Source organism: Bacillus cereus group sp. RP37, from assembly GCF_040459695.1.
Lineage (GTDB): Bacteria > Bacillota > Bacilli > Bacillales > Bacillaceae_G > Bacillus_A.
On sequence record NZ_JARVHP010000001.1, the window covers coordinates 2,466,456 to 2,485,840 of the forward strand.

Here is a 19,385-nt window from a genome sequence, read left to right on the forward strand (position 1 = left end):
TTGTGTAGATGAAATTTCACTCGAAAAAAAGAGTAAAGAGAATCGCATTTTCTGTAAAAAAACTTGCTATCAGTTTATAAATTATTTTGCATGGAGATTTTGCAATATTAGACGTATTGTTATTTTATATTTTCACCCTGCATAAAAAAATATTTCTCAACAATTGTACATCAATAAAATATTGAATATTCACATTATAACGAATATTATGTTGTTATCGATAAAAAACGATGATTCTCAACAATCGGGGAGGAAATACATTGAAAAAGAATAAGAAGTTAAAACCTTTATCAGTATTAGCAACAGCCGCAGTACTAAGTAGTACTTTTGCTTTTGGAAGTCAAGCAGCATATGCTGATGCGCCATCATCTCTACCAATAGATGAGCATTTAATACCGGAGGAGCGTTTAGTGGAAGCGCTGAAACAACGGGGAGTAATTGATCCGGCTGCATCACAGGCTGAGGCTTCAAAGGCTGTCGAAAAATATGTTGAGAAAAAGAAAGGGGAAAACCCTGGGAAAGAAATTTTGACAGGAGATAGTCTTACGCAAGAAGCTTCTGATTTTATGAAAAAAGTAAAAGATACAAAAATGAAGGAAAATGAACAGGCGCAGCAACCTGAAGTAGGACCAGTGGCTGGACAAGATGCAGGATTGAATTCTAGAAAATTAAATGGAAAAGTACCTACAACACCAGCTAAGCAAGAAGAGTACAATGGAGCTGTTCGAAAAGATAAAGTACTTGTTTTACTCGTAGAATTTAGCGATTTTAAGCATAACAATATTGATCAAGAACCAGGATACATGTATTCAAAGGATTTTAATCGTGAACATTATCAAAAAATGTTATTTGGTGATGAACCATTCACTTTATTTGATGGATCGAAGATTAATACATTTAAGCAATATTATGAAGAACAATCTGGTGGTAGCTATACAGTTGATGGGACTGTAACAGAATGGCTTACTGTTCCGGGAAAAGCGTCAGATTATGGTGCTGATGCGGGTACAGGGCATGATAACAAGGGGCCTTTAGGACCAAAAGATTTTGTGAAAGAAGCATTAAAAGCAGCGGTAGCAAAAGGAATCAATTTAGCAGACTATGACCAATTTGATCAATACGATCAAGATGGTGATGGAAATAAAAATGAGCCAGATGGAATTATTGATCATTTAATGGTTGTACATGCAGGGGTTGGTCAAGAAGCTGGCGGTGGTAAATTGAAAGATGATGCGATTTGGTCACATCGTTCAAAACTAGGTTCAAAGCCATATGCAATTGATGGCACGAAATCTTCTGTCTCGAACTGGGGCGGAAAGATGGCTGCATATGATTATACAATCGAGCCTGAAGACGGAGCAGTTGGTGTGTTTGCGCATGAGTATGGCCATGATTTAGGCTTACCAGATGAATATGATACAAAGTACTCAGGACAAGGTGAACCAGTTGAGTCATGGTCTATTATGAGTGGTGGTAGCTGGGCTGGAAAAATTGCAGGAACAGAGCCAACGAGTTTCTCACCACAAAATAAAGAGTTTTTCCAAAAGAATATGAAGGGGAACTGGGCGAATATCCTTGAAGTAGATTATGACAAACTTAACAAAGGAATCGGTGTTGCAACATATGTAGATCAAAGTACTACAAAATCTAAACGACCTGGAATCGTTCGTGTTAACTTGCCGGACAAAGATATAAAAAATATCGAATCGGCATTTGGTAAGAAGTTCTATTACAGTACAAAAGGAAATGACATTCATACAACACTTGAGACACCAGTATTTGACTTAACAAATGCAAAGGATGCTAAGTTCGATTATAAGGCATTTTACGAACTGGAAGCGAAGTATGATTTCCTTGACGTATATGCGATTGCAGAAGATGGAACGAAGACACGCATTGATAGAATGGGCGAAAAAGATGTAAAAGGTGGCGCGGATACAACGGATGGTAAGTGGGTTGATAAATCATACGATTTAAGCCAATTCAAAGGGAAAAAAGTAAAACTGCAATTTGAGTATGTAACAGATATTGCAGTAGCTTATAAAGGATTTGCGTTAGATAATGCAGCCTTAACTGTAGATGGAAAAGTTGTTTTCTCTGATGATGCAGAAGGTCAGCCAGCAATGACGTTAAAAGGCTTTACTGTATCTAACGGATTTGAACAGAAAAAAAATAATTACTATGTAGAGTGGAGAAATTACGCTGGTTCTGACACTGCGTTACAACATGCACGTGGCCCAGTATTTAATACAGGAATGGTTGTGTGGTATGCGGATCAAAGCTTTACAGATAACTGGGTAGGCGTTCATCCAGGTGAAGGGTTCTTAGGTGTAGTAGATTCTCATCCAGAGGCAATTGTAGGGACATTAAACGGACAACCTACTGTGAAGAGCAGTACGCGTTATCAAATTGCCGATGCGGCATTCTCATTTGATCAAACGCCAGCATGGAAAGTAAATTCGCCAACTCGCGGTATCTTTGATTATAAAGGATTACCAGGTGTTGCGAAATTTGATGATTCTAAGCAATACATCAACAGTGTTATTCCAGATGCCGGACGTAAGTTGCCGAAACTAGGATTGAAGTTTGAAGTAGTAGGTCAAGCTGAAGACAAGTCTGCAGGTGCAGTTTGGATCCATCGCTAAAATAAAATGAAAAGGAGCTGTCATAAGTTGGTGAAACCTGACTTGTGGCAGCTCTTTTCTTCTTGTGAAAAAGTTCTCAGTTTTTTTATATATTTATTGGCAAAAATAGAAGTTTCTTCGATAAATGAAATGCTCCATCTGTCCGATTATATAAGCTATTTTGGACGTAAGTAATTTGTAAGTAATGAGTAAGAAAAAAGAGATTTTTATATTATATAATATTTATTACATCTACTTTTAACACCTGATACTAATAGTATGCTATAATGTGAATTAGCATCAAAAAGGAAAGGAATTAGAACAATGACATTAGAAAATACTAAAAATTTAAAAAAACAAGTTGCTCCGTATGAAAAATCAACGATTAAAAAAAGTGTGTGGCAACTTATTAACACAGTCGTGCCATTTATTGTTTTATGGTACCTTGCTTATAAAAGCTTGTCCGTTTCTTATTGGTTAGCATTAGTGCCATCTCTGTTAGCTGCTGGTTTTATGACAAGAATTTTCATAATTTTTCATGATTGTACCCATTATTCATTCTTTAAAAGTCGACCTGCAAATAGAATAGTAGGGACATGTATGGGTGTGTTAACATTATTCCCGTTTGATCAATGGGGACATGAGCATTCTATTCATCACGCTACAAGTGGTAATTTGGATAAACGAGGTACAGGAGATATTTGGACGCTTACAGTGGATGAATATGTAGCTGCGCCATTTAGACTTCGTTTAGCATATCGTTTATATCGCAATCCATTTGTTATGTTTGGATTAGGTCCAATTTATGTTTTCTTGCTTAAAAATAGATTTAACCGAAAAGGTGCTAGACAGAAAGAACGTATGAATACGTATTTGACGAATATTATAATCGTTGCTTTAATAGCTATACTTTGCTGGGCAATTGGGTGGCAATCGTTCCTGTTAGTGCATGGTACGATATTCTTAATAGCAGGTTCAGTAGGAATTTGGCTGTTTTACGTACAGCACACATTCGAGGATTCTTATTTTGAAGAGGATAAAGATTGGGAATATGTGAAAGCGGCAGTGGAAGGAAGTTCATTTTATAAACTTCCAAAAATCTTGCAATTCCTAACTGGTAATATTGGATTCCATCATGTTCACCATTTAAGCCCAAGAGTACCTAACTATAAATTAGAAGAGGCACACAATAATACGCTTCCGTTAAAAAATGTACCAACGATTACACTTGCTACAAGCTTACAATCACTCCGTTTCCGTCTTTGGGATGAGCAAAGCAACAATTTTGTTAGCTTTAAAGAATTCAAAAAAATAATTAAAAACAATGTTTCTGTTCGAGTGAAATCTGAACTATAATTTCATCGAATATAAAAAACTCTCCTTAATCATTTTCGATTTAAGGGGAGTTTTTGTTTAAATAGTAAATGTCAGATAAGAAGAAAACTTAAAGAATTCAATTTGTAATCGCGGAAGATTAGGAAATGTTCGTTAGGCATGAATATAAGATAACAGTAATTATATTATGTTAACAACTTGAGGTGTTATGAATTTTTTATATATTATTATGACTGTTCATAAATCCGCCGAAAATTAATAGTAAAAGGGGGATAGTACAAAAATACTTGTAGAATAATATTTAAAAATAAGGAAAAAAGCTATTCTTTTCGTAAGAATAGCTTTTTTGTAAATGTTCTTAAGTTGATGGGCATGGGATAGAATATAAAAAATAAGGATTCACAAAGCTAAGAAGTTTTTATTTACTTTATTGAATTAAAGAAGCTGCTAATTCAATAGCAAATGATTACAACCCGCTATTTCTCCCAAAGCTCGATCAATCGACCTTCAGGGTCCTTTATCCAAATAAACTTTCCAAAATCACTAATTTCTTCTTTCTTTTCCAGAGGTACACCAATTTGTTCAAGATGCTGAATAGTCTCATTCATATTATGTACTTGGAAATTTAACATTACTTGCTGTTCTATTGGAAAATAATTATCGTTTTCGGTAAAGAAAGAAAAAATAGTCTCATTTCCTAATTGGGGTTTAATCACAGTCCCATTCCAATTGTCTATTTCAATTTTCAACACATCACTGTACCATTTTTTTATAGCATCAATATTTTTAGTTCTCCAAAATATTCCCCCGAAACCTTTTATCATCGTAGATAGCCCCTGTCTCTTTTAAAATTTTATGGCATTATATATTCAATATATCAAAACAGTAATAGTAAGGGAAATAGAAGAGTTTGACGTTCCAGTATTAAATATGGGGCCGGTAGGAAAAGATGCACATCAATGGACAGAACGTCTCGACGTGAATTACGCATTTGAAACGCTATTAGATATGTTACCGAAATGCATTGAAAAATTATTAGTTTCTAATAAAATTACACAAGCGTAGTAGGGCGTAGGTAAGGGATAAAACTAGATTTAAATGTTTATAAAAAAGTCGCATCGTTTTGAAAAAAGCTTAACCGTTTTACAATTATACCCAATGTGCTAAAATCACTTTGGGTATATGGTAGTTTTTTAAAAATTCTATATTAAAAAGAGACAGGTGTAGGGATATTTTCTTAACTGCTTTTTTTATTAATGTGGGTTAGAAAGAGTTTGTTTCGAAATGATGTTAAAAAGTTAAATGATGAGACTTATCAAAAGGAGTTGGACACTGTGATTTATGATAAAGCTAAGTACTACTTTGACGATATTCCAGAGGATCTCCCAATTGAGCAAGCATATGTACATACTGGTATGTTTCTTGGGTGGATAATTGAAAAAAATTTATATAGTAAAGAATTTGAAGAAAAATCTAAAGATGATATTAATAGGTTTAAGCTTAGACAAATCACCGGTACGCAAATCTATATGAAGTGGGGTGGTGTGTTTGCAGACGACATGTTAAATGATGAGGGCAATCAATTTGCAATGTATTACTTTAATACTGAAAAGCGTTGGGAGTATATGAATGATTATATGGATGTTTTTGTACATGTTGGCGAAACACTTTATCAAGTACAAGATAATTGGGAAAACTATTTTGAATTAAAAGAAGAGATTGAATATAGCTATATGTTTTGGAAAAGTAATATACAGAAACTGTAATAGCTTATTCTTGAAAAAAAGATTAGTTAAGAAATACGAAAGAATAGTATAATGTCGCATGTAATGGGGGATTGATTTTTTATTTAATCACAGCAAAATAACTAAATTGTTACTTAACAGTTTCATAATCCACCTTTCCATTTAGACGTTTTGTTCCTTTTTTCTATCCGCTTTTTTAGCTTTCGAATCAAATATAGAAAGAGGACAAAACGTCAATTTAAATTTTATTCTTACAAGAAATCACAATGTGCGATCCATTCATTTGTTTTACTATTTTTAGCAAAGTAAATTCCGCCGCCATGAATAATCTTTAATTGTGCTTTTGGATCGTCTGTTATTTGAAAAATATATTCATAATCCGCGGGCCATTGGATACCTGATTGGGCAAAGCTAGCATAACCTCCTAATTTGTGTATGTAGTGATTTTCTTCAAATATGTCCTCGTAGTAGTCAATCTCAATTGTGTTTTCAAGTTCAGAAATTCTATCTTGCAAGTTGTTTGGGAAATCTTCCGTATCCCATTGTGGAAACTCATTAGTTACTAACCTTGGTATTAAAGGAAAAGGTTTTAAATTTGGAAACGTAAGTGACATTTCATTCGGTACTAGTCCCTCTAAAGAATCATATTCTCTAATACAAAAATTTCCTGATAAATTAGATAAATCTTTAGCAAAGTTTGGAGAAAGAAATACTGCGATGGCTTTCAAATCTTTTACTGCTTCTGGAATGAAAGGTAATTGAGTTAAATTAAGCATCATGATTGCATACATTTTGTCTTGATAACGGTCGATTGGGTAAGTTTCACCTGGTAATGAATAGAGAATCTTTCCAATCCAACTTTCATTTATACATAATTCGGGTCTTTTTCCACCTGTTTGAAAAATAGTTGCTCTTCTTCTTAGAATATTCTTTATATGATCTAATTCCAAAGTGTTTCTCCTCCTATATATTTCATACTCTCTTTATTTTAATGGTTTTGAAATAAAGTTCCAATGCTTATAAAAAAGTTACGATGATTATAATAAAGTGGCGATAAAATATAAAAAGGAAATTGATTTTTTGTTAAAAATCAATTTCCTTTTTACGTGTTAAAAATATTTTAACTTTATTAGAACCTAAATCATAGCCTGTTTTAATTATAGCTACAGTTGAAATTAAAGCTAATGAGTATTTAATATATTGATTGTTGAGGAATTTCTTTATGTTTTTCACTTTGTACATCTCCATTGTATTGATAATATTAGTTTATAGTATCACAAAAGTAATGATTAATAGTCATTACTTTTCTAAGGAAAGATACTTAATTGACGGAAAACTCAACAAAATAATGGATAACATAACGATGAAACTTTTTTTAAAATTTCATCGTAATTCACAAGGAAAGACTTCATTCTGATTCAATCTTTTATCAAAATAGATCATATTTGTTAACTATAGAATACAGATTTGTAAGAGGTTATTGATCAAACTTTTTTTGAAACTACACTAGAATCTCAAAAGAATATTAAAATAAAATTATTACAATATAATAAAGAATGAAACGGGAGAGTATGTAATCCACTATTTCCTAATTAAATGCATGTAAATTCATAGCTAACGTGATCTCTTTTATACTTTTACTTTTTCGTTTGTCCAGATAATTCAACAGACTTTTACGTACAGCGCTGCATTGCTGAAATGATAGCTGTTCGTAAGCCTTTTTCCTCTAATGTTGCTACAGCTTCTATCGTTGTTCCGCCAGGAGAACAAACCATATCTTTCAATTCACCTGGATGTATGCCTGTTTCTAGCACCATTTTTGCAGAGCCTAATACAGCTTGAGCTGCAAATTTATATGCTTGATTTCTTGGCATACCATCTAGCACAGCAGCATCTGCCATCGCTTCTATAATCATATATACGTATGCTGGTGAAGAGCCACTTACAGATGTTACAACGTCCATTAATTTTTCGCTTACAATCTCTGTTTGACCAAAGCTATTGAAAATGTTTAGCACATCTTCTAAATCTTTTTCTGTAACCATTTCATTAGGGCATAATGCAGACATTCCTTCTCCAACAAGAGCAGGTGTATTAGGCATTACTCTTACAACCTTTAATTTTTTATCAAAAGATTCCTCTGTACTTTTGATGCTTTTTCCAGCAGCAATTGTTACAACAATAACATCGTCTTTTATCTGCTCTTTCACTTCGTTAATTACTGAAGAATATAAGTCTGGTTTAATTGATAAAATTAAAATATCAGCATTTTTAGCGACTTCATTGTTGTCAGTAGTTGTAGTTAGTCCATATTGTTCACTAGCATTTTTTAAATTCGTCGTGTTTAAATCTGAACAAATGATTTTATTTGAAGACACTATATTTTTATTTAGCATCCCGCCAATGATAGCCATCCCCATATTTCCGCATCCGATAAATCCAATTTGTTTGTCCATAATAACTCAATCTTGCTCCTTTTATCATAAATTATATCGGTCTGATATTGTTATTCTAAAATAATAATGATATCTTCATGCAATATAAAGAAACATTCTAAGAGAATATATTCCTTTTTGCAACACCAAAAGTTAAAAATCAATTATATTCGACATTATGTAAATATATACACTGTAATTTAAGGTTTAATATTTATGTATATGACTTAATATTATATCGATTTGTATTTTCATTCAGTAGATCAATAATTTCATACAAGTAACTTGCGGCTCTATTTATTTTAAAAATACCTCTTGACACCGAATCGAACTATATCGCATAATATAAAAAAATTAAACCGAAAATCGTTGAAGGGAAATAGTACATATGTCTTCTTGCGAAAGAGAGTGGAATTCACCGGCTGAAAGATTCCTCGTATAGAATATATCGAACCTATCCCTGAGTCTTAAATGAAAGTTTAGGCGTTCGCCTGCGTTATAGGCACCAAGTGGATATCTATGTATATCAATTAAGGTGGTACCGCGGAACAATGACCGTTTCGTCCTTTTTATTTTATTAAGGGCGAAGCGGTCATTTTTATTTTGTCCTCTAATACGATAGGTGCAGCATTGATGAGAAGAGACATAGCAGCAAATTGTATGAATAAAAGTGTGATTGATAAAAAACTTTGATTTTAGACTTGGGGGATATAAAAGTGAAAAAACAACGAATTGTTGTAAAGATTGGGAGCAGTTCTTTGGCGGATAGTCACGGGAGCATCTCTATAGAACAACTTTCAGATCACGTTGCCGCATTGGCTCGATTGAAAGAGGAAGGGCACGAGGTGTTATTGATTACATCTGGGGCTGTCGCTGCAGGTTTTTCGGCTCTAGGATATCCTAACAGACCTGTGACAATTAAGGGAAAACAGGCTGCTGCGGCTGTCGGACAAAGTTTGTTAATGCAGGCGTATACGGAGGAATTTCGTAAATATGGCATCGTTACTGCGCAACTATTACTGACGAGAAGTGATTTTTCTAGAAAAGAACAATATAGTAACGCTTACGCTACTTTAGGAGAGTTACTAAACCGTTCTGCTCTTCCAATCATTAATGAAAATGATTCCATCTCTTTAGAGGAGCTAACATTCGGTGATAATGATATGCTGTCAGCTTTAGTAAGCGGGCTTGTTTCGGCGGATGTGCTTATGATTTTTACGGATGTGAACGGTTTATATGACAAAAATCCGCAGAAAAATGCGGATGCGAAAAAATATTATTTCCTTCCTGAAGTTACGGAAGAAATCGCTTCTCTTGCAGGAGATGCTGGCTCAAAACTTGGGACTGGCGGTATGAAATCAAAAATTGATGCGGCAAAAACGGCACTATCTCTTGGAGTGAGTGTATTTATCGGAACAGGACGTGGACAAGAGAAATTTGTAGATGTGTTGAAGGGCAAAGGTGACGGAACGTATATCGGAAATGCTCCTCAAAAAGAAATGAAGATGAATAAGCAATGGATTGCTTTGCATTCGCTTGTTAGCGGACAAATTGAAGTAGATGCCGGGGCAGCTTCTGCTATCATTCAGCATGGTAAGAGTCTTCTTCCTGCTGGTGTTACGAATGTATCAGGATTTTTCAAAGTGGGCGAAGTCGTAGAAGTGATCACGCAACAAGGGCGCATAATTGGAAAAGGACAATGCACATATAGCGCAGAGGAACTAAGAGATGTCAAAGGTATGCAAAGCCAAGATATTCAAGCAAGAGGCGACAGGCATAATTATGAAGTCATCCATAGAGATCATTGGGTTTCATTTTAAGAATAGAGATCACTTTAACATTAAGAAGGAGGAAACAAAAATGAATGAAGTGTTGGCAAAAGGGAAAAGGGCAAAAGAGGTTGCTCGAGAACTTGTGCTTAAATCTACAAGTCAAAAAAACGAAGCACTTGCTGCAATTGCTGAAAGGCTAATAGTAGAAACAGCTTATATTTTAGAGGAAAACAAACGTGATATCGAAGAAGGGAAGGCGAAAGGATTTTCTCATTCTCTTCTTGATCGCCTTATGCTTACGGAGCAGCGTATTATTGATATGACAGAGGGGATTAAGCAGTTAATTGAATTACGTGATCCTGTTGGAGAATGTGTAAGTGCATGGGAAAGGCCAAATGGATTATCTATTCAGGAGATGCGCGTACCACTTGGTGTTGTTGGGATGATTTACGAGGCAAGGCCGAATGTAACCGTGGACGCTGCTACAATTTGCTTGAAAACAGGAAATGCAGTTATATTACGTGGTAGTTCTTCTGCTATTCATTCTAATAAAGCTATTGTTGCTGTACTTCACCGAGCACTTAAACAAACGAGCTTGCCACAAGAAAGTGTACAACTCATAGAAGATACGTCGCGAGATAGTGCAAAGCAGTTGTTTACAATGAATGATTACCTAGACGTTCTTATTCCAAGAGGTGGCAAACAATTAATTGATACTGTAGTGAGAGAAGCCTCTGTTCCAGTACTTGAAACGGGTGCGGGAAATTGTCATATTTTCATTGATGAAACAGCGAATAAACAAATGGCATTTGATATTATTATAAACGCAAAAACGCAGCGTCCATCTGTATGTAATGCAATTGAAACGATTGTACTTCATGAGAATTGGGCGCAGCAATATGGTATCGATTTGTTTTTTAGATTGAAGGAAAGAGGCGTGGAGTTACGCGGTGATCAGAAAGCACTGGCAATTGATTCTTTAATGGTACTTGCTTCAGAAGAAGACTGGGAAACGGAATTTTTATCTCTCACGTTAGCAGTGAAAGTAGTTTCTTCTATAGAAGAAGCGATTCATCACATAAATACGTATGGATCTATGCATTCTGAAGCGATTATTACTGAAAATGAGGAAAACGTCAGCAAATTTTTCACTTCTGTTGATGCGGCGGCACTTTATCATAATGCATCAACTCGTTTTACTGATGGATCTGAATTCGGATTCGGAGCAGAAATTGGCATCAGTACACAAAAGCTACACGTAAGAGGACCCATGGGGCTTCCAGCATTAACTTCCACAAAATATGTGATTCGTGGAAATGGACAAATTCGAAAATAAAAATAAAAGACACTCAATTCGTTTGGGTGTCTTTTATTTTAAAAACTATTTACCATACAAATAACCCAACAAGCATAGCGCTTAATAAGGAAACAGCCATTCCACTCACAAGAAGCTTCCAAACATTTTTCCCGATGACTGATGATTTTTCGCCGCCAAATAATGAATTGTAAGTTCCATAAATCATACCTACTGTACTAAAGTTAGCAAAAGAAGCTAGAAATGTTGTTGCAACCGCAACTGTATGCGGTTGTAAAGACTTTAAGTTTGATTTTAAATCCATCATGGCAACAAATTCATTCGTCGTTATTTTGATCCCCATTAGTTCAGCTACATACATAGCATCACTGCCCGATAAACCGAGTAAAAAAGCGAAAGGACTAAAGATAATGGAGAAGATTTTTTGAATTGTTAAACCTGTTACAAAAAATCCTAAAATCCCATTTAAACATGCTGTTAAAGCTACATATCCAATTACCATAGCTAAAATAACGATAACCATATTCATCCCGACTAACATACTGTTTGAAATAGTAGAAAAGAAATCCTTTTTTTCATGTTTTGAAGGTGTATATACGACATCTTCTTCTTTCGAAACTTCCACAGGATTTAATACATTGGCTAAAATTAATGCGTTAATACAGTTTAATGGGATTGCGCTGAAAATATATGTTGCTGGAACCATTGATAAATAAGCGCCAAGAATGGATCCGCTTACGCTACTCATACTCATAATTCCAAAAGTCAACAAACGATTTTCTTTTAACACAGATAATTGATCACGAACAACTGCAAGTGCTTCCGTATTTCCTAAAAACATCATTTGAATGGAAAAGAAGCTTTCTAACTTTGGCAAACGAGAAATCTTTGAAATAACTGCACCTACTTTATCAATAATCCAAGTTAAGATTCCGAAATAAGATAGAATATCGAAAAAAGTAATAACAAAAATGATAGGAAGTAATGCACTAAAGAAGAAATCAATGTGTGGACTGTCCATAGCTGAAGGAAATGCAAATCGAATTCCTTCATTCGCACACGATAGTAGCCAACTGAAAAATGACGCAATTTTATTAATGATAATACTGCCGAGCTTCGTGCCTAACATAAACCATGTAATAAAGAGTTCCAATATGATTAGAATAACGATCGGTCTCCATTTTATATGTTTTTTATTAGGCGAACATAGAAAAACGATTAATATGACAACGAAAATCCCTAACATATTTAATATGAAATGCATCTCAACAACTCCTTGAGTGTTATTATTTGTATATAAAAAAGCTCCTATTCTTCCTAATTTAGAATGAGTGTATTTCAATTTATATTTTTTATGAATTCTAAAAATTTAGAAGGTATAATTCGATAAAAATAGAATTTAATACATAACAAACAAGGAGGGGATAAAAATGGAGGTCTATCACATAACGAGTAGAAAGAGGGAAACTTATAACGTTCAAGTAAAATATTCGATACTTTTCGAATGCGCGCTTGGCATTGCAGCAATTACTCATAAAAGGCTAATCGATACTCTTGAAAAGAGTCAAACTGAATGGGAAGAAATTAAGGAATCCTTAACAAAAGAAATGAGAGAGCACTTACAGTTTGTAGAAGAACATAATACTTGGAAAGCTTTGCTTCAGATGTTGTATGAAGAGGATTCTCAGGACTTATCGCAGTTTAATTTTAAAATTGATTCACTTTTAGAAGAAGATTTGAAATATATATGTTTACCGTATTTAGGAGAGAAGTATGAAGAGAAAAGACGTTTAGCAGCAAGTGGAAACGTAACTGCAATACATGAACTAATGGAACTGACACAAGAACATCAGTTTTTCTCTACTTATATTCGTTTTATATGTGATGTTGATGTACAAGTGCTGAAATCTCATTTAATCGCTGTTATGACAGGTTGGTATGAGAGCGTTATTCAGAAAGAGGAAGAAGAAATCCTTTCTATATTAAAACGAGACTATGAAGCGAAAAATGAAATGAATAAAAAGATGAAACCAGAAGAGTTTGTCGAGTGGGCGACTGGCGGTGTGAACTATATGCCAGAACCGAGTGTTCATCACGTGCTTCTTATCCCGCAAATGACATACAGACCGTGGAATATTGAGGCGGATATTGAAGATACGAAAGTATTTCATTATCCAGTTGCAAACGAAAGTATCCATCCTGAAGATCCATATGAACCGAATTATTTTTTAGTTCAAAAACATAAAGCGCTTGGAGATGAAGCGAGGTTACGCATTGTAAAAATGTTGTTCGAAAAAGAACGAACATTGCAGGAAATAACGGAAAGACTGCAACTTGGTAAATCGACTGTACACCATCATTTGAAATTGTTACGTGCAGCGAAGTTAGTGGATATTCATGATGGAAAATACGTATTAAGAAAGAAAGCAGTACAGTCTTTAGCGAAAGAATTAGATATGTTTTTGAATAGATAATTAACAACGAGAATGTACATAAAGGGAGGAATATAAAAGAAAAGTTGGTGTATGAAATTGAAAAATGTATTGAAAAATCGTTCGTTCTTTTTTATGTGGATTGGTAGTGCAATCTCAGAATTAGGAGGGGGTTTCGGAACGTTATGTAATTCAATTCTAGTATATGAGTTAACAGGATCGGAAATGGCATTAAGTAGTATGTGGTTATTATATTTCATCCCATCACTCATACTGCAATTAATAAGTGGCCCATTTATTGATAAATGGAGTCGGAAGTGGATTATGATTTTTTCACAATGGATACGAGCGTCCGTATTCTTATTACCTTTGGTGATGCTAGTTTCAGGTAGTATAGAAGTTTGGCACATTTATGTTGTTCAAATTGTAGTGGGACTTATTACACCACTTTATACACCTGCAAGTCAAGCAATTACACCGAGCATTGTAGGGACAGAACAACTTCAAGATGCAAATGCGTACATTGATGGAATGACTCGCCTTATGATGTTTCTTGCGCCAGTATTAGGCGGAGTAGTCATTCATTTAATTGGAACAGAACTTACATTATCTTTTGTATGCATTTGTTTATTTGTTAGTGGTGCATTATTACTTAATATAAAAGAAAAAAGAACAAAACAACCTATTCGGAAAACATGGCTAGAACAGTTTCTTCGCGGTTTTACATATTTTTTCACAAAACCAGTTATTGTTTGGCTCGGTATATTTCTTACTTTCGTGCAATTTGGGGTTGGCGTAACGATGGTTACAAATCTTCCTTATATAAAAAACGAGCTGTCAGCGGGATATGCGGAATATGGTTATTTTATGGCCGGATTCCCACTTGGCTATGTAGTTGGATCTATACTAGTCGGAAAAGTAACGTATAAAAGCCGACGTATACTTATGCTTGGGGGATTGTTTATAGGAGGACTAACATACATTTCTCTAGGGTTCAATCATAGTATAGTAATTGCGGTGTTCATTGAAGTAGTTGCAGGTATTTGCATTGCCTTTTTCAATGTTCATAACACAACCATTTGCCAAAAAACAGTACCAAACGATATGATAGGACAAGTATTTTCAGTGCGATTATTTTTCATACGATCCGCTATGCCGTTAGGTGTGTTATTAGGAGGCATACTGAGTGAAATGTGGGGAGTAAGAGCGCTATATTTAATCATCGGTGCAATTATATGTGTCACTTCTTTAATAGGAATATTACTTCCGTATTTCAAATTTTTAGATGAGGCGATAGAAGAGAAATCAGCATAATTCAAAAAATTAAAACTTTATAATTGAAAATAATTATCATAATCAACTATAATAGAAGAATACTAGTATTCGTATTACAAAGAGGGAGTGGGAGTATATGTTTATTGAAACGAAGACATTTACAGTAAAAGAAGGTACATCAAATATAGTCGTAGAACGTTTTACTGGAGAAGGAATTATTGAAAAATTTGAAGGTTTCATCGATTTAAGTGTTCTCGTGAAAAAAGTAAGACGCGGAGACGAAGAAGTAGTCGTTATGATTCGCTGGGAATCTGAAGAAGCATGGAAAAACTGGGAAACAAGTGAAGAACATTTAGCAGGGCATAGAGCGAGTCGTGGTAAACCAAAACCAGATCATATCATTAACGTTGATCACGCAGTTTATTATGTAAAATCATCGAAAGCGGCTTATCAACAGTCGTAATATATATGTAAAGATAGAGGATATTTGTTTAGTAATAAACAAATATCCTCTTCTTTTGATTTATAGTAAAATATGGATGTGATATATGTTTAATTGTTTCGTTATAAATGGAGGTAAATGAAGTGAAAAAAATGTTTCTAATGGCAGCCTTGGCGACGACATTATTATCAGCGTGTAGTAATAATAATGTGAAAGAAGAAGTATCTAACAATGAGGAAGAAAAACGTGAAACTAGTGCAAAAATAGTAGAGCAGAAAGAGTATATTATTATTGATAAGAATTATAATGAAATATCTCTAAAAGATGCTAGCTCAAATAAAGAAGATAGTGTGAAAATAAGTTTAAATGATTTAAATTCAACAAAATGGGAGGCACCTGTAAGAAATGGTATCCCAGATATAGGTGATTATATTTCTTTAGAAAAAGAAGAGGGTAAATATACACCTACATTAGTAAAAGATCTTGTTGGCGAAATAAAGTATGATGGTACAATTAAATATAAAATTTTAGAAGCAACTAATAAATCAGTAAAGTGGTTTCCGCTAAATAAAGAGAACAATGGAGGATATGTTCCGCCAGAGATGGTAAAAGTAGTGAATGCTTCGAAAATAAAAGCTGGAGATATTGTTACAATTCAAGATAAAACAAAAAGTAGTAAAGACGCAATTGTATATGAACTGACAATCGTTGAATAAGCAAGTAGAAGGTTATAAGAAAAGTACAATATATTTAGGTGAGGAATAACTCCATAATAATATGTTTGGAGGTTACAAATGTTAGAAGCACAGACATCTATTAAACATGAACAACATAAAAAATTAGTGCAAACAATAGTAGCGGAAACCTTATCTATGGAAAAGGTAAATGGATTCATGCTAATTGGATCTGTCGCAAGAGGTGATGCATATCCTGATTCGGATTTAGACTTATATATTCTTTTAGAAGACGGACAAAAGAAGAAATTTCATTCTGAAACGAGAGAAGATATTTTAGTTGAATATAAGTATGCAGATGTTAATCAAATACTAGTAAACTTTAAAAACAATCCGATGGAACTATACTCATTTTTAGAAGGGAAAATTTTATTTGATAAAAGCGGTGAGTTGAAAAAGTTAAAGGAAATAGCTACATATGAATTTGAAAACTATCGTGTTTCTAGCGACAAAGTGAAAGGTATTTCTCATTGGTTGCATAGTTCGTTTATTAAAATTCAGTCTGCTTTGAAAGCAAGTGATGAGTTAAAAGCTTCATACATAGTTCATACGTCAACTTGGACATTGTTAGAAGGGATATGGGCTATTAATAATAAGCCAGTACCGCCAGCTGGGGCTGTTTTAAGGTACATTCAAACGTTACCGAATAAGCCAATTCATTTAGATGAGTTACTTAATAAACTATTTTTAGGAGATACAACAGAGCGCACCCCTTCAGCAATTATCCTGATTGAGTGGGTTTTACACAATTTGAAAAATAAATAATGTGGCTATTTTCTATAGGTAAATTAATATTTCACGTCGAACGGTTTATGTAATTACAGTCATAAAAAAACGTTCTAGGCTATGGAGAAAAGTATTAGACTATAAAACATAGTCTTAGACGGAACGCTTGAATATCTTACCTTACATATTTAAGTGTTATGAAGAAGAGTCTACATACCCACTGTTTAAAAGGAGATGAGTGAATGAAGTTAAATCATTTGAATTTATGTGTTGATGATTTATCAGAAGCGAGACATTTCTTTGAAACATTTTTTGATTTTCAATTTTTGGAGCAAAAGGGAAAGGCACTAGTAGTGCTGAGTGATGAAAGTGGGTTTATACTTGTGCTAAGCGATCCAAAAGCATTTAAGGGGAATAAGGAAGCTATGTATCCAGAAGCTTTTCATATTGGTTTTTTAGTGGATACTTTAAGTGAAGTTGATCAAGCATATAATCGTTTAGTAGCTGGCGGCATTGAAATAGACAAGGCACCGTATGCGATGAGAGGTAGTAGTTATGGTTTTTATTTTACAGTATTTAACGGCTTATTAATTGAAGTGTCGTGCCTTGACTATAAAGATGGTAAGAAAGTTCAATAGCAATCAACAAGAGTAATTGTTTGAAGGTGTAAATATAGCCCCTTATCCAGTTTGGAAAGGGGCTTGATCATTTTATTTGTATGATAAGTGAACATCGATATAAATAGGAGGTTACCGCTATGACAGCTGTATTTAAAGATATGGCGTTCCAGTTAAAAACGGAACGACTCGACCTAAATATGTGGGAGGAATCCGATGCAGTTTGGCTTAGAAAATTAGTTGGTGAACGTGGTGTAGACATGCCATCCCTGGACTCTGTTCGTAGCAGTCTTATTGAGATGCGTAAGAAAGCAGCTGAAAATGGTATTTCTCTTCTCACTATTCGTAGACGAGACGAAGGCGATTTCATCGGATACTGTGGCTTAATTATCGGTCGTTCCACTCTTGAAGAGCCGGAGATTGCATACGAGTTATTCCGCAGTGCTCATCGTATGGGTTATGCGACAGAGGCAGCATCAGCAGTATTGGAGGCTGCGATTGCTACGGGTCGCCATAGACTTTGGTCTACTGTAGGCGCTTGGAATACAGCGTCTTTCCGGGTATTAGAAAAGATAGGATTTAAGCGGCATCACAGTACGTTTGGTGAACGCGGTGAGATTGTTTGGAACGTACGCGATCTGTAGAAATCTGATTAGATTCGAAACAATAAAAATGTAAAAGGAAGCCCATATGTTAGATATGGGCTTTTCTTTATAGTAAAAATTGATTTTGAATATATTTAAGTGTAATAGTCTATCTTTTACCTTAGTTTTTTATATCATCATATAATTCCAGCGCCTCTTTCACATTTAATCCATTCTTCACAATACCATGAATTGCTTGAATCATCGCAGCTGGATGTTCAGATTGCCATATGTTTCGGCCCATATCTACTCCGATTGCACCTTCTTGCAATGCATTGTACGTAATGTTTAATGCGTCTTCGATTGAATCTAGTTTCGGTCCGCCAGCGATTACGACTGGGGCAGGGCATGTGCTCGTTATTTTTTCAAATCCTTCGCAGTAGTACGTTTTAATAATGTCAGCACCCATTTCAACGCATACGCGGGAAGCAAGTGCTAGAAAGCGAGCTTCACGTTTTTGTAATTCTTTCGCAACAGCGGTAATGCCGAGTACTGGCAAGCCGTAATCGTGAGCTTCTGAAACTACATTTGCGAGATTCGTAACTGTTTGTGTTTCATAGTCTGATCCGACGAAAACAGACACGCCGACGCCAATTGCGTTTTGTTTTACTGCTTCTTTTACAGGTGTAACAATTGTTTCATTCGCTAAATCTTTACCAACGACAGTTGCTCCGCCAGATACACGCATAACCATCGGTGTGCTGCAGTTTTCAGGAATACAGGAGCTAAGTACGCCACGCGTTAAAAAGAGAGAATCTGTGTAAGGAAGTAAGTTTTTAACTGTTTCAAGTGGTTGTTCTAGCCCGTGAATGGGTCCTAAAAAGTAGCCGTGATCTATCGCTAACATTACCGCTCTGCCATCAGGTAAAATTGTATTTAATCGATTTTTAAATCCCCAAGTCATTTGAAATCACTCCTTCGTTAATGTTGGATTTTCCGTTTGTACCGTATCTTTATTTGGTAAATGTGGTGACTTAATAAAAACTGCTTTAAAAGGTTTGTCAGAATGGTTAATTAAATAGTGAGATTCATGAGGGCGAACTTGCAACACATCGCCTTGTTTAATTGGAACTCTTTCGTTATTCACATAGAAATCTATTTCACCTTCTAATGCATAAAAGACTTCCTCACACGTTGTATGATAGTGATTTTGAAACTCTTGCCCAGGCTGAATGACAACAAGGCCAAGATCAATATTCGGACCTTGTATTAAATATTTCGGCCCGTTATCACCGAAGCGATAGGAGAAGTCATTTTCATTCGCTTTTAACATACATTTCACTCCTTTA

Annotated in this window: 20 protein-coding genes and 1 other annotated feature; of the genes, 13 read left to right on the top strand and 7 right to left on the bottom strand. The window is 34.8% G+C overall.

Annotation, left to right across the window (positions count from 1 at the left end):
• Nucleotides 1-260: 260 nt before the first annotated feature.
• Both QCI44_RS13145 and desA read left to right on the top strand, forming a co-directional pair.
• On the top strand, nt 261-2,645 hold the full coding sequence (locus QCI44_RS13145) for an immune inhibitor A domain-containing protein (RefSeq protein WP_353811178.1): 2,385 nt from the start codon (nt 261-263) through the stop codon (nt 2,643-2,645).
• A gap of 303 nt (nt 2,646-2,948) precedes the next feature.
• Nucleotides 2,949-3,980 carry a Delta(5) desaturase DesA gene (desA, locus tag QCI44_RS13150; protein WP_116349106.1) on the top strand — a complete coding sequence of 344 codons (1,032 nt, stop codon included), beginning with the start codon at nt 2,949-2,951 and terminating at the stop codon, nt 3,978-3,980.
• A 455-nt stretch (nt 3,981-4,435) separates the two neighbouring features.
• Here the strand turns inward: desA and QCI44_RS13155 are convergent, their stop codons facing one another.
• Nucleotides 4,436-4,783: a VOC family protein gene (locus QCI44_RS13155; protein ID WP_016087386.1), complete on the bottom strand. Its 348-nt coding sequence runs from the start codon at nt 4,781-4,783 to the stop codon at nt 4,436-4,438.
• Nucleotides 4,784-4,814: 31 nt separating this feature from the next.
• Between QCI44_RS13155 and QCI44_RS13160 the strand changes: the two genes are divergently transcribed.
• Together QCI44_RS13160 and QCI44_RS13165 are read left to right on the top strand one after the other, a co-directional pair.
• On the top strand, nt 4,815-5,024 hold the full coding sequence (locus QCI44_RS13160) for a hypothetical protein (RefSeq protein ID WP_016087387.1): 210 nt from the start codon (nt 4,815-4,817) through the stop codon (nt 5,022-5,024).
• Nucleotides 5,025-5,293: 269 nt separating this feature from the next.
• On the top strand, nt 5,294-5,725 hold the full coding sequence (locus tag QCI44_RS13165) for a DUF7832 domain-containing protein (RefSeq protein WP_016136724.1): 432 nt from the start codon (nt 5,294-5,296) through the stop codon (nt 5,723-5,725).
• A gap of 230 nt (nt 5,726-5,955) precedes the next feature.
• Here the strand turns inward: QCI44_RS13165 and QCI44_RS13170 are convergent, their stop codons facing one another.
• The 3 genes from QCI44_RS13170 to proC all read right to left on the bottom strand — a co-directional run bounded on the left by QCI44_RS13170 (nt 5,956) and on the right by proC (nt 8,160).
• Nucleotides 5,956-6,654 (bottom strand): DUF1963 domain-containing protein, encoded by a 699-nt coding sequence (locus tag QCI44_RS13170; RefSeq protein ID WP_016134776.1) that lies wholly within the window; start codon nt 6,652-6,654, stop codon nt 5,956-5,958.
• Between the two features lie 133 nt (nt 6,655-6,787).
• Nucleotides 6,788-6,937, bottom strand: a complete 150-nt coding sequence (locus tag QCI44_RS13175) for a hypothetical protein (RefSeq protein WP_176553800.1) — start codon at nt 6,935-6,937, stop codon at nt 6,788-6,790.
• A gap of 440 nt (nt 6,938-7,377) precedes the next feature.
• Nucleotides 7,378-8,160 carry a pyrroline-5-carboxylate reductase gene (gene proC / locus QCI44_RS13180; RefSeq protein ID WP_353811179.1) on the bottom strand — a complete coding sequence of 261 codons (783 nt, stop codon included), beginning with the start codon at nt 8,158-8,160 and terminating at the stop codon, nt 7,378-7,380.
• A gap of 339 nt (nt 8,161-8,499) precedes the next feature.
• Nucleotides 8,500-8,710: a binding site (T-box leader), on the top strand.
• A gap of 145 nt (nt 8,711-8,855) precedes the next feature.
• On the opposite strand from proC, the gene proB reads away from it, so the two are divergent.
• Entirely contained in the window at nt 8,856-9,959 is a 1,104-nt protein-coding gene (gene proB / locus QCI44_RS13185; RefSeq protein WP_016087391.1) for a glutamate 5-kinase, read from the top strand.
• A gap of 40 nt (nt 9,960-9,999) precedes the next feature.
• Nucleotides 10,000-11,247, top strand: a complete 1,248-nt coding sequence (locus QCI44_RS13190) for a glutamate-5-semialdehyde dehydrogenase (RefSeq protein ID WP_353811180.1) — start codon at nt 10,000-10,002, stop codon at nt 11,245-11,247.
• A 49-nt stretch (nt 11,248-11,296) separates the two neighbouring features.
• Here QCI44_RS13190 and QCI44_RS13195 read toward each other — a convergent pair whose 3' ends face one another.
• Nucleotides 11,297-12,490 (bottom strand): NupC/NupG family nucleoside CNT transporter, encoded by a 1,194-nt coding sequence (locus QCI44_RS13195; RefSeq protein ID WP_016087393.1) that lies wholly within the window; start codon nt 12,488-12,490, stop codon nt 11,297-11,299.
• 166 nt (nt 12,491-12,656) lie between these two features.
• On the opposite strand from QCI44_RS13195, the gene QCI44_RS13200 reads away from it, so the two are divergent.
• The 7 genes from QCI44_RS13200 (at nt 12,657) to QCI44_RS13230 (ending at nt 18,096) form a co-directional block, all read left to right on the top strand.
• Nucleotides 12,657-13,700, top strand: coding sequence for an ArsR/SmtB family transcription factor (locus QCI44_RS13200; protein WP_016087394.1), 1,044 nt, complete (start codon nt 12,657-12,659; stop codon nt 13,698-13,700).
• 51 nt (nt 13,701-13,751) lie between these two features.
• Nucleotides 13,752-14,972, top strand: coding sequence for an MFS transporter (locus tag QCI44_RS13205; RefSeq protein WP_098486707.1), 1,221 nt, complete (start codon nt 13,752-13,754; stop codon nt 14,970-14,972).
• Between the two features lie 97 nt (nt 14,973-15,069).
• A complete protein-coding gene (gene hmoA / locus QCI44_RS13210) occupies nt 15,070-15,396 on the top strand; it encodes a heme-degrading monooxygenase HmoA (RefSeq protein ID WP_000469503.1) in 327 nt (108 codons plus the stop codon).
• Nucleotides 15,397-15,503: 107 nt separating this feature from the next.
• Nucleotides 15,504-16,091, top strand: coding sequence for a hypothetical protein (locus QCI44_RS13215; RefSeq protein ID WP_353811181.1), 588 nt, complete (start codon nt 15,504-15,506; stop codon nt 16,089-16,091).
• A 78-nt stretch (nt 16,092-16,169) separates the two neighbouring features.
• Complete coding sequence (locus QCI44_RS13220) at nt 16,170-16,874, top strand: nucleotidyltransferase domain-containing protein (protein WP_016134770.1); 705 nt, start codon at nt 16,170-16,172, stop codon at nt 16,872-16,874.
• Between the two features lie 203 nt (nt 16,875-17,077).
• Nucleotides 17,078-17,473 (top strand): VOC family protein, encoded by a 396-nt coding sequence (locus tag QCI44_RS13225; protein WP_116363375.1) that lies wholly within the window; start codon nt 17,078-17,080, stop codon nt 17,471-17,473.
• A 119-nt stretch (nt 17,474-17,592) separates the two neighbouring features.
• Nucleotides 17,593-18,096 carry a GNAT family N-acetyltransferase gene (locus QCI44_RS13230; RefSeq protein WP_016134769.1) on the top strand — a complete coding sequence of 168 codons (504 nt, stop codon included), beginning with the start codon at nt 17,593-17,595 and terminating at the stop codon, nt 18,094-18,096.
• Between the two features lie 121 nt (nt 18,097-18,217).
• Here the strand turns inward: QCI44_RS13230 and lsrF are convergent, their stop codons facing one another.
• Together lsrF and QCI44_RS13240 are read right to left on the bottom strand one after the other, a co-directional pair.
• Nucleotides 18,218-19,000, bottom strand: coding sequence for a 3-hydroxy-5-phosphonooxypentane-2,4-dione thiolase (gene lsrF / locus QCI44_RS13235; protein WP_353811182.1), 783 nt, complete (start codon nt 18,998-19,000; stop codon nt 18,218-18,220).
• Between the two features lie 6 nt (nt 19,001-19,006).
• A complete protein-coding gene (locus QCI44_RS13240) occupies nt 19,007-19,369 on the bottom strand; it encodes a cupin domain-containing protein (RefSeq protein ID WP_000909986.1) in 363 nt (120 codons plus the stop codon).
• Nucleotides 19,370-19,385: the final 16 nt, after the last annotated feature.

Coding starts and splice junctions, on each gene's coding strand:
- QCI44_RS13225 (WP_116363375.1), top strand. CDS start 17,078: ATGAAGTTAAATCATTTGAATTTATGTGTTGATGATTTATCAGAAGCG.
- desA (WP_116349106.1), top strand. CDS start 2,949: ATGACATTAGAAAATACTAAAAATTTAAAAAAACAAGTTGCTCCGTAT.
- QCI44_RS13190 (WP_353811180.1), top strand. CDS start 10,000: ATGAATGAAGTGTTGGCAAAAGGGAAAAGGGCAAAAGAGGTTGCTCGA.
- QCI44_RS13160 (WP_016087387.1), top strand. CDS start 4,815: ATGGCATTATATATTCAATATATCAAAACAGTAATAGTAAGGGAAATA.
- QCI44_RS13215 (WP_353811181.1), top strand. CDS start 15,504: ATGGAGGTAAATGAAGTGAAAAAAATGTTTCTAATGGCAGCCTTGGCG.
- proC (WP_353811179.1), bottom strand. CDS start 8,160: ATGGACAAACAAATTGGATTTATCGGATGCGGAAATATGGGGATGGCT.
- QCI44_RS13240 (WP_000909986.1), bottom strand. CDS start 19,369: ATGTTAAAAGCGAATGAAAATGACTTCTCCTATCGCTTCGGTGATAAC.
- QCI44_RS13220 (WP_016134770.1), top strand. CDS start 16,170: ATGTTAGAAGCACAGACATCTATTAAACATGAACAACATAAAAAATTA.
- lsrF (WP_353811182.1), bottom strand. CDS start 19,000: ATGACTTGGGGATTTAAAAATCGATTAAATACAATTTTACCTGATGGC.
- QCI44_RS13200 (WP_016087394.1), top strand. CDS start 12,657: ATGGAGGTCTATCACATAACGAGTAGAAAGAGGGAAACTTATAACGTT.
- hmoA (WP_000469503.1), top strand. CDS start 15,070: ATGTTTATTGAAACGAAGACATTTACAGTAAAAGAAGGTACATCAAAT.
- QCI44_RS13195 (WP_016087393.1), bottom strand. CDS start 12,490: ATGCATTTCATATTAAATATGTTAGGGATTTTCGTTGTCATATTAATC.
- QCI44_RS13205 (WP_098486707.1), top strand. CDS start 13,752: ATGAAATTGAAAAATGTATTGAAAAATCGTTCGTTCTTTTTTATGTGG.
- QCI44_RS13155 (WP_016087386.1), bottom strand. CDS start 4,783: ATGATAAAAGGTTTCGGGGGAATATTTTGGAGAACTAAAAATATTGAT.
- QCI44_RS13230 (WP_016134769.1), top strand. CDS start 17,593: ATGACAGCTGTATTTAAAGATATGGCGTTCCAGTTAAAAACGGAACGA.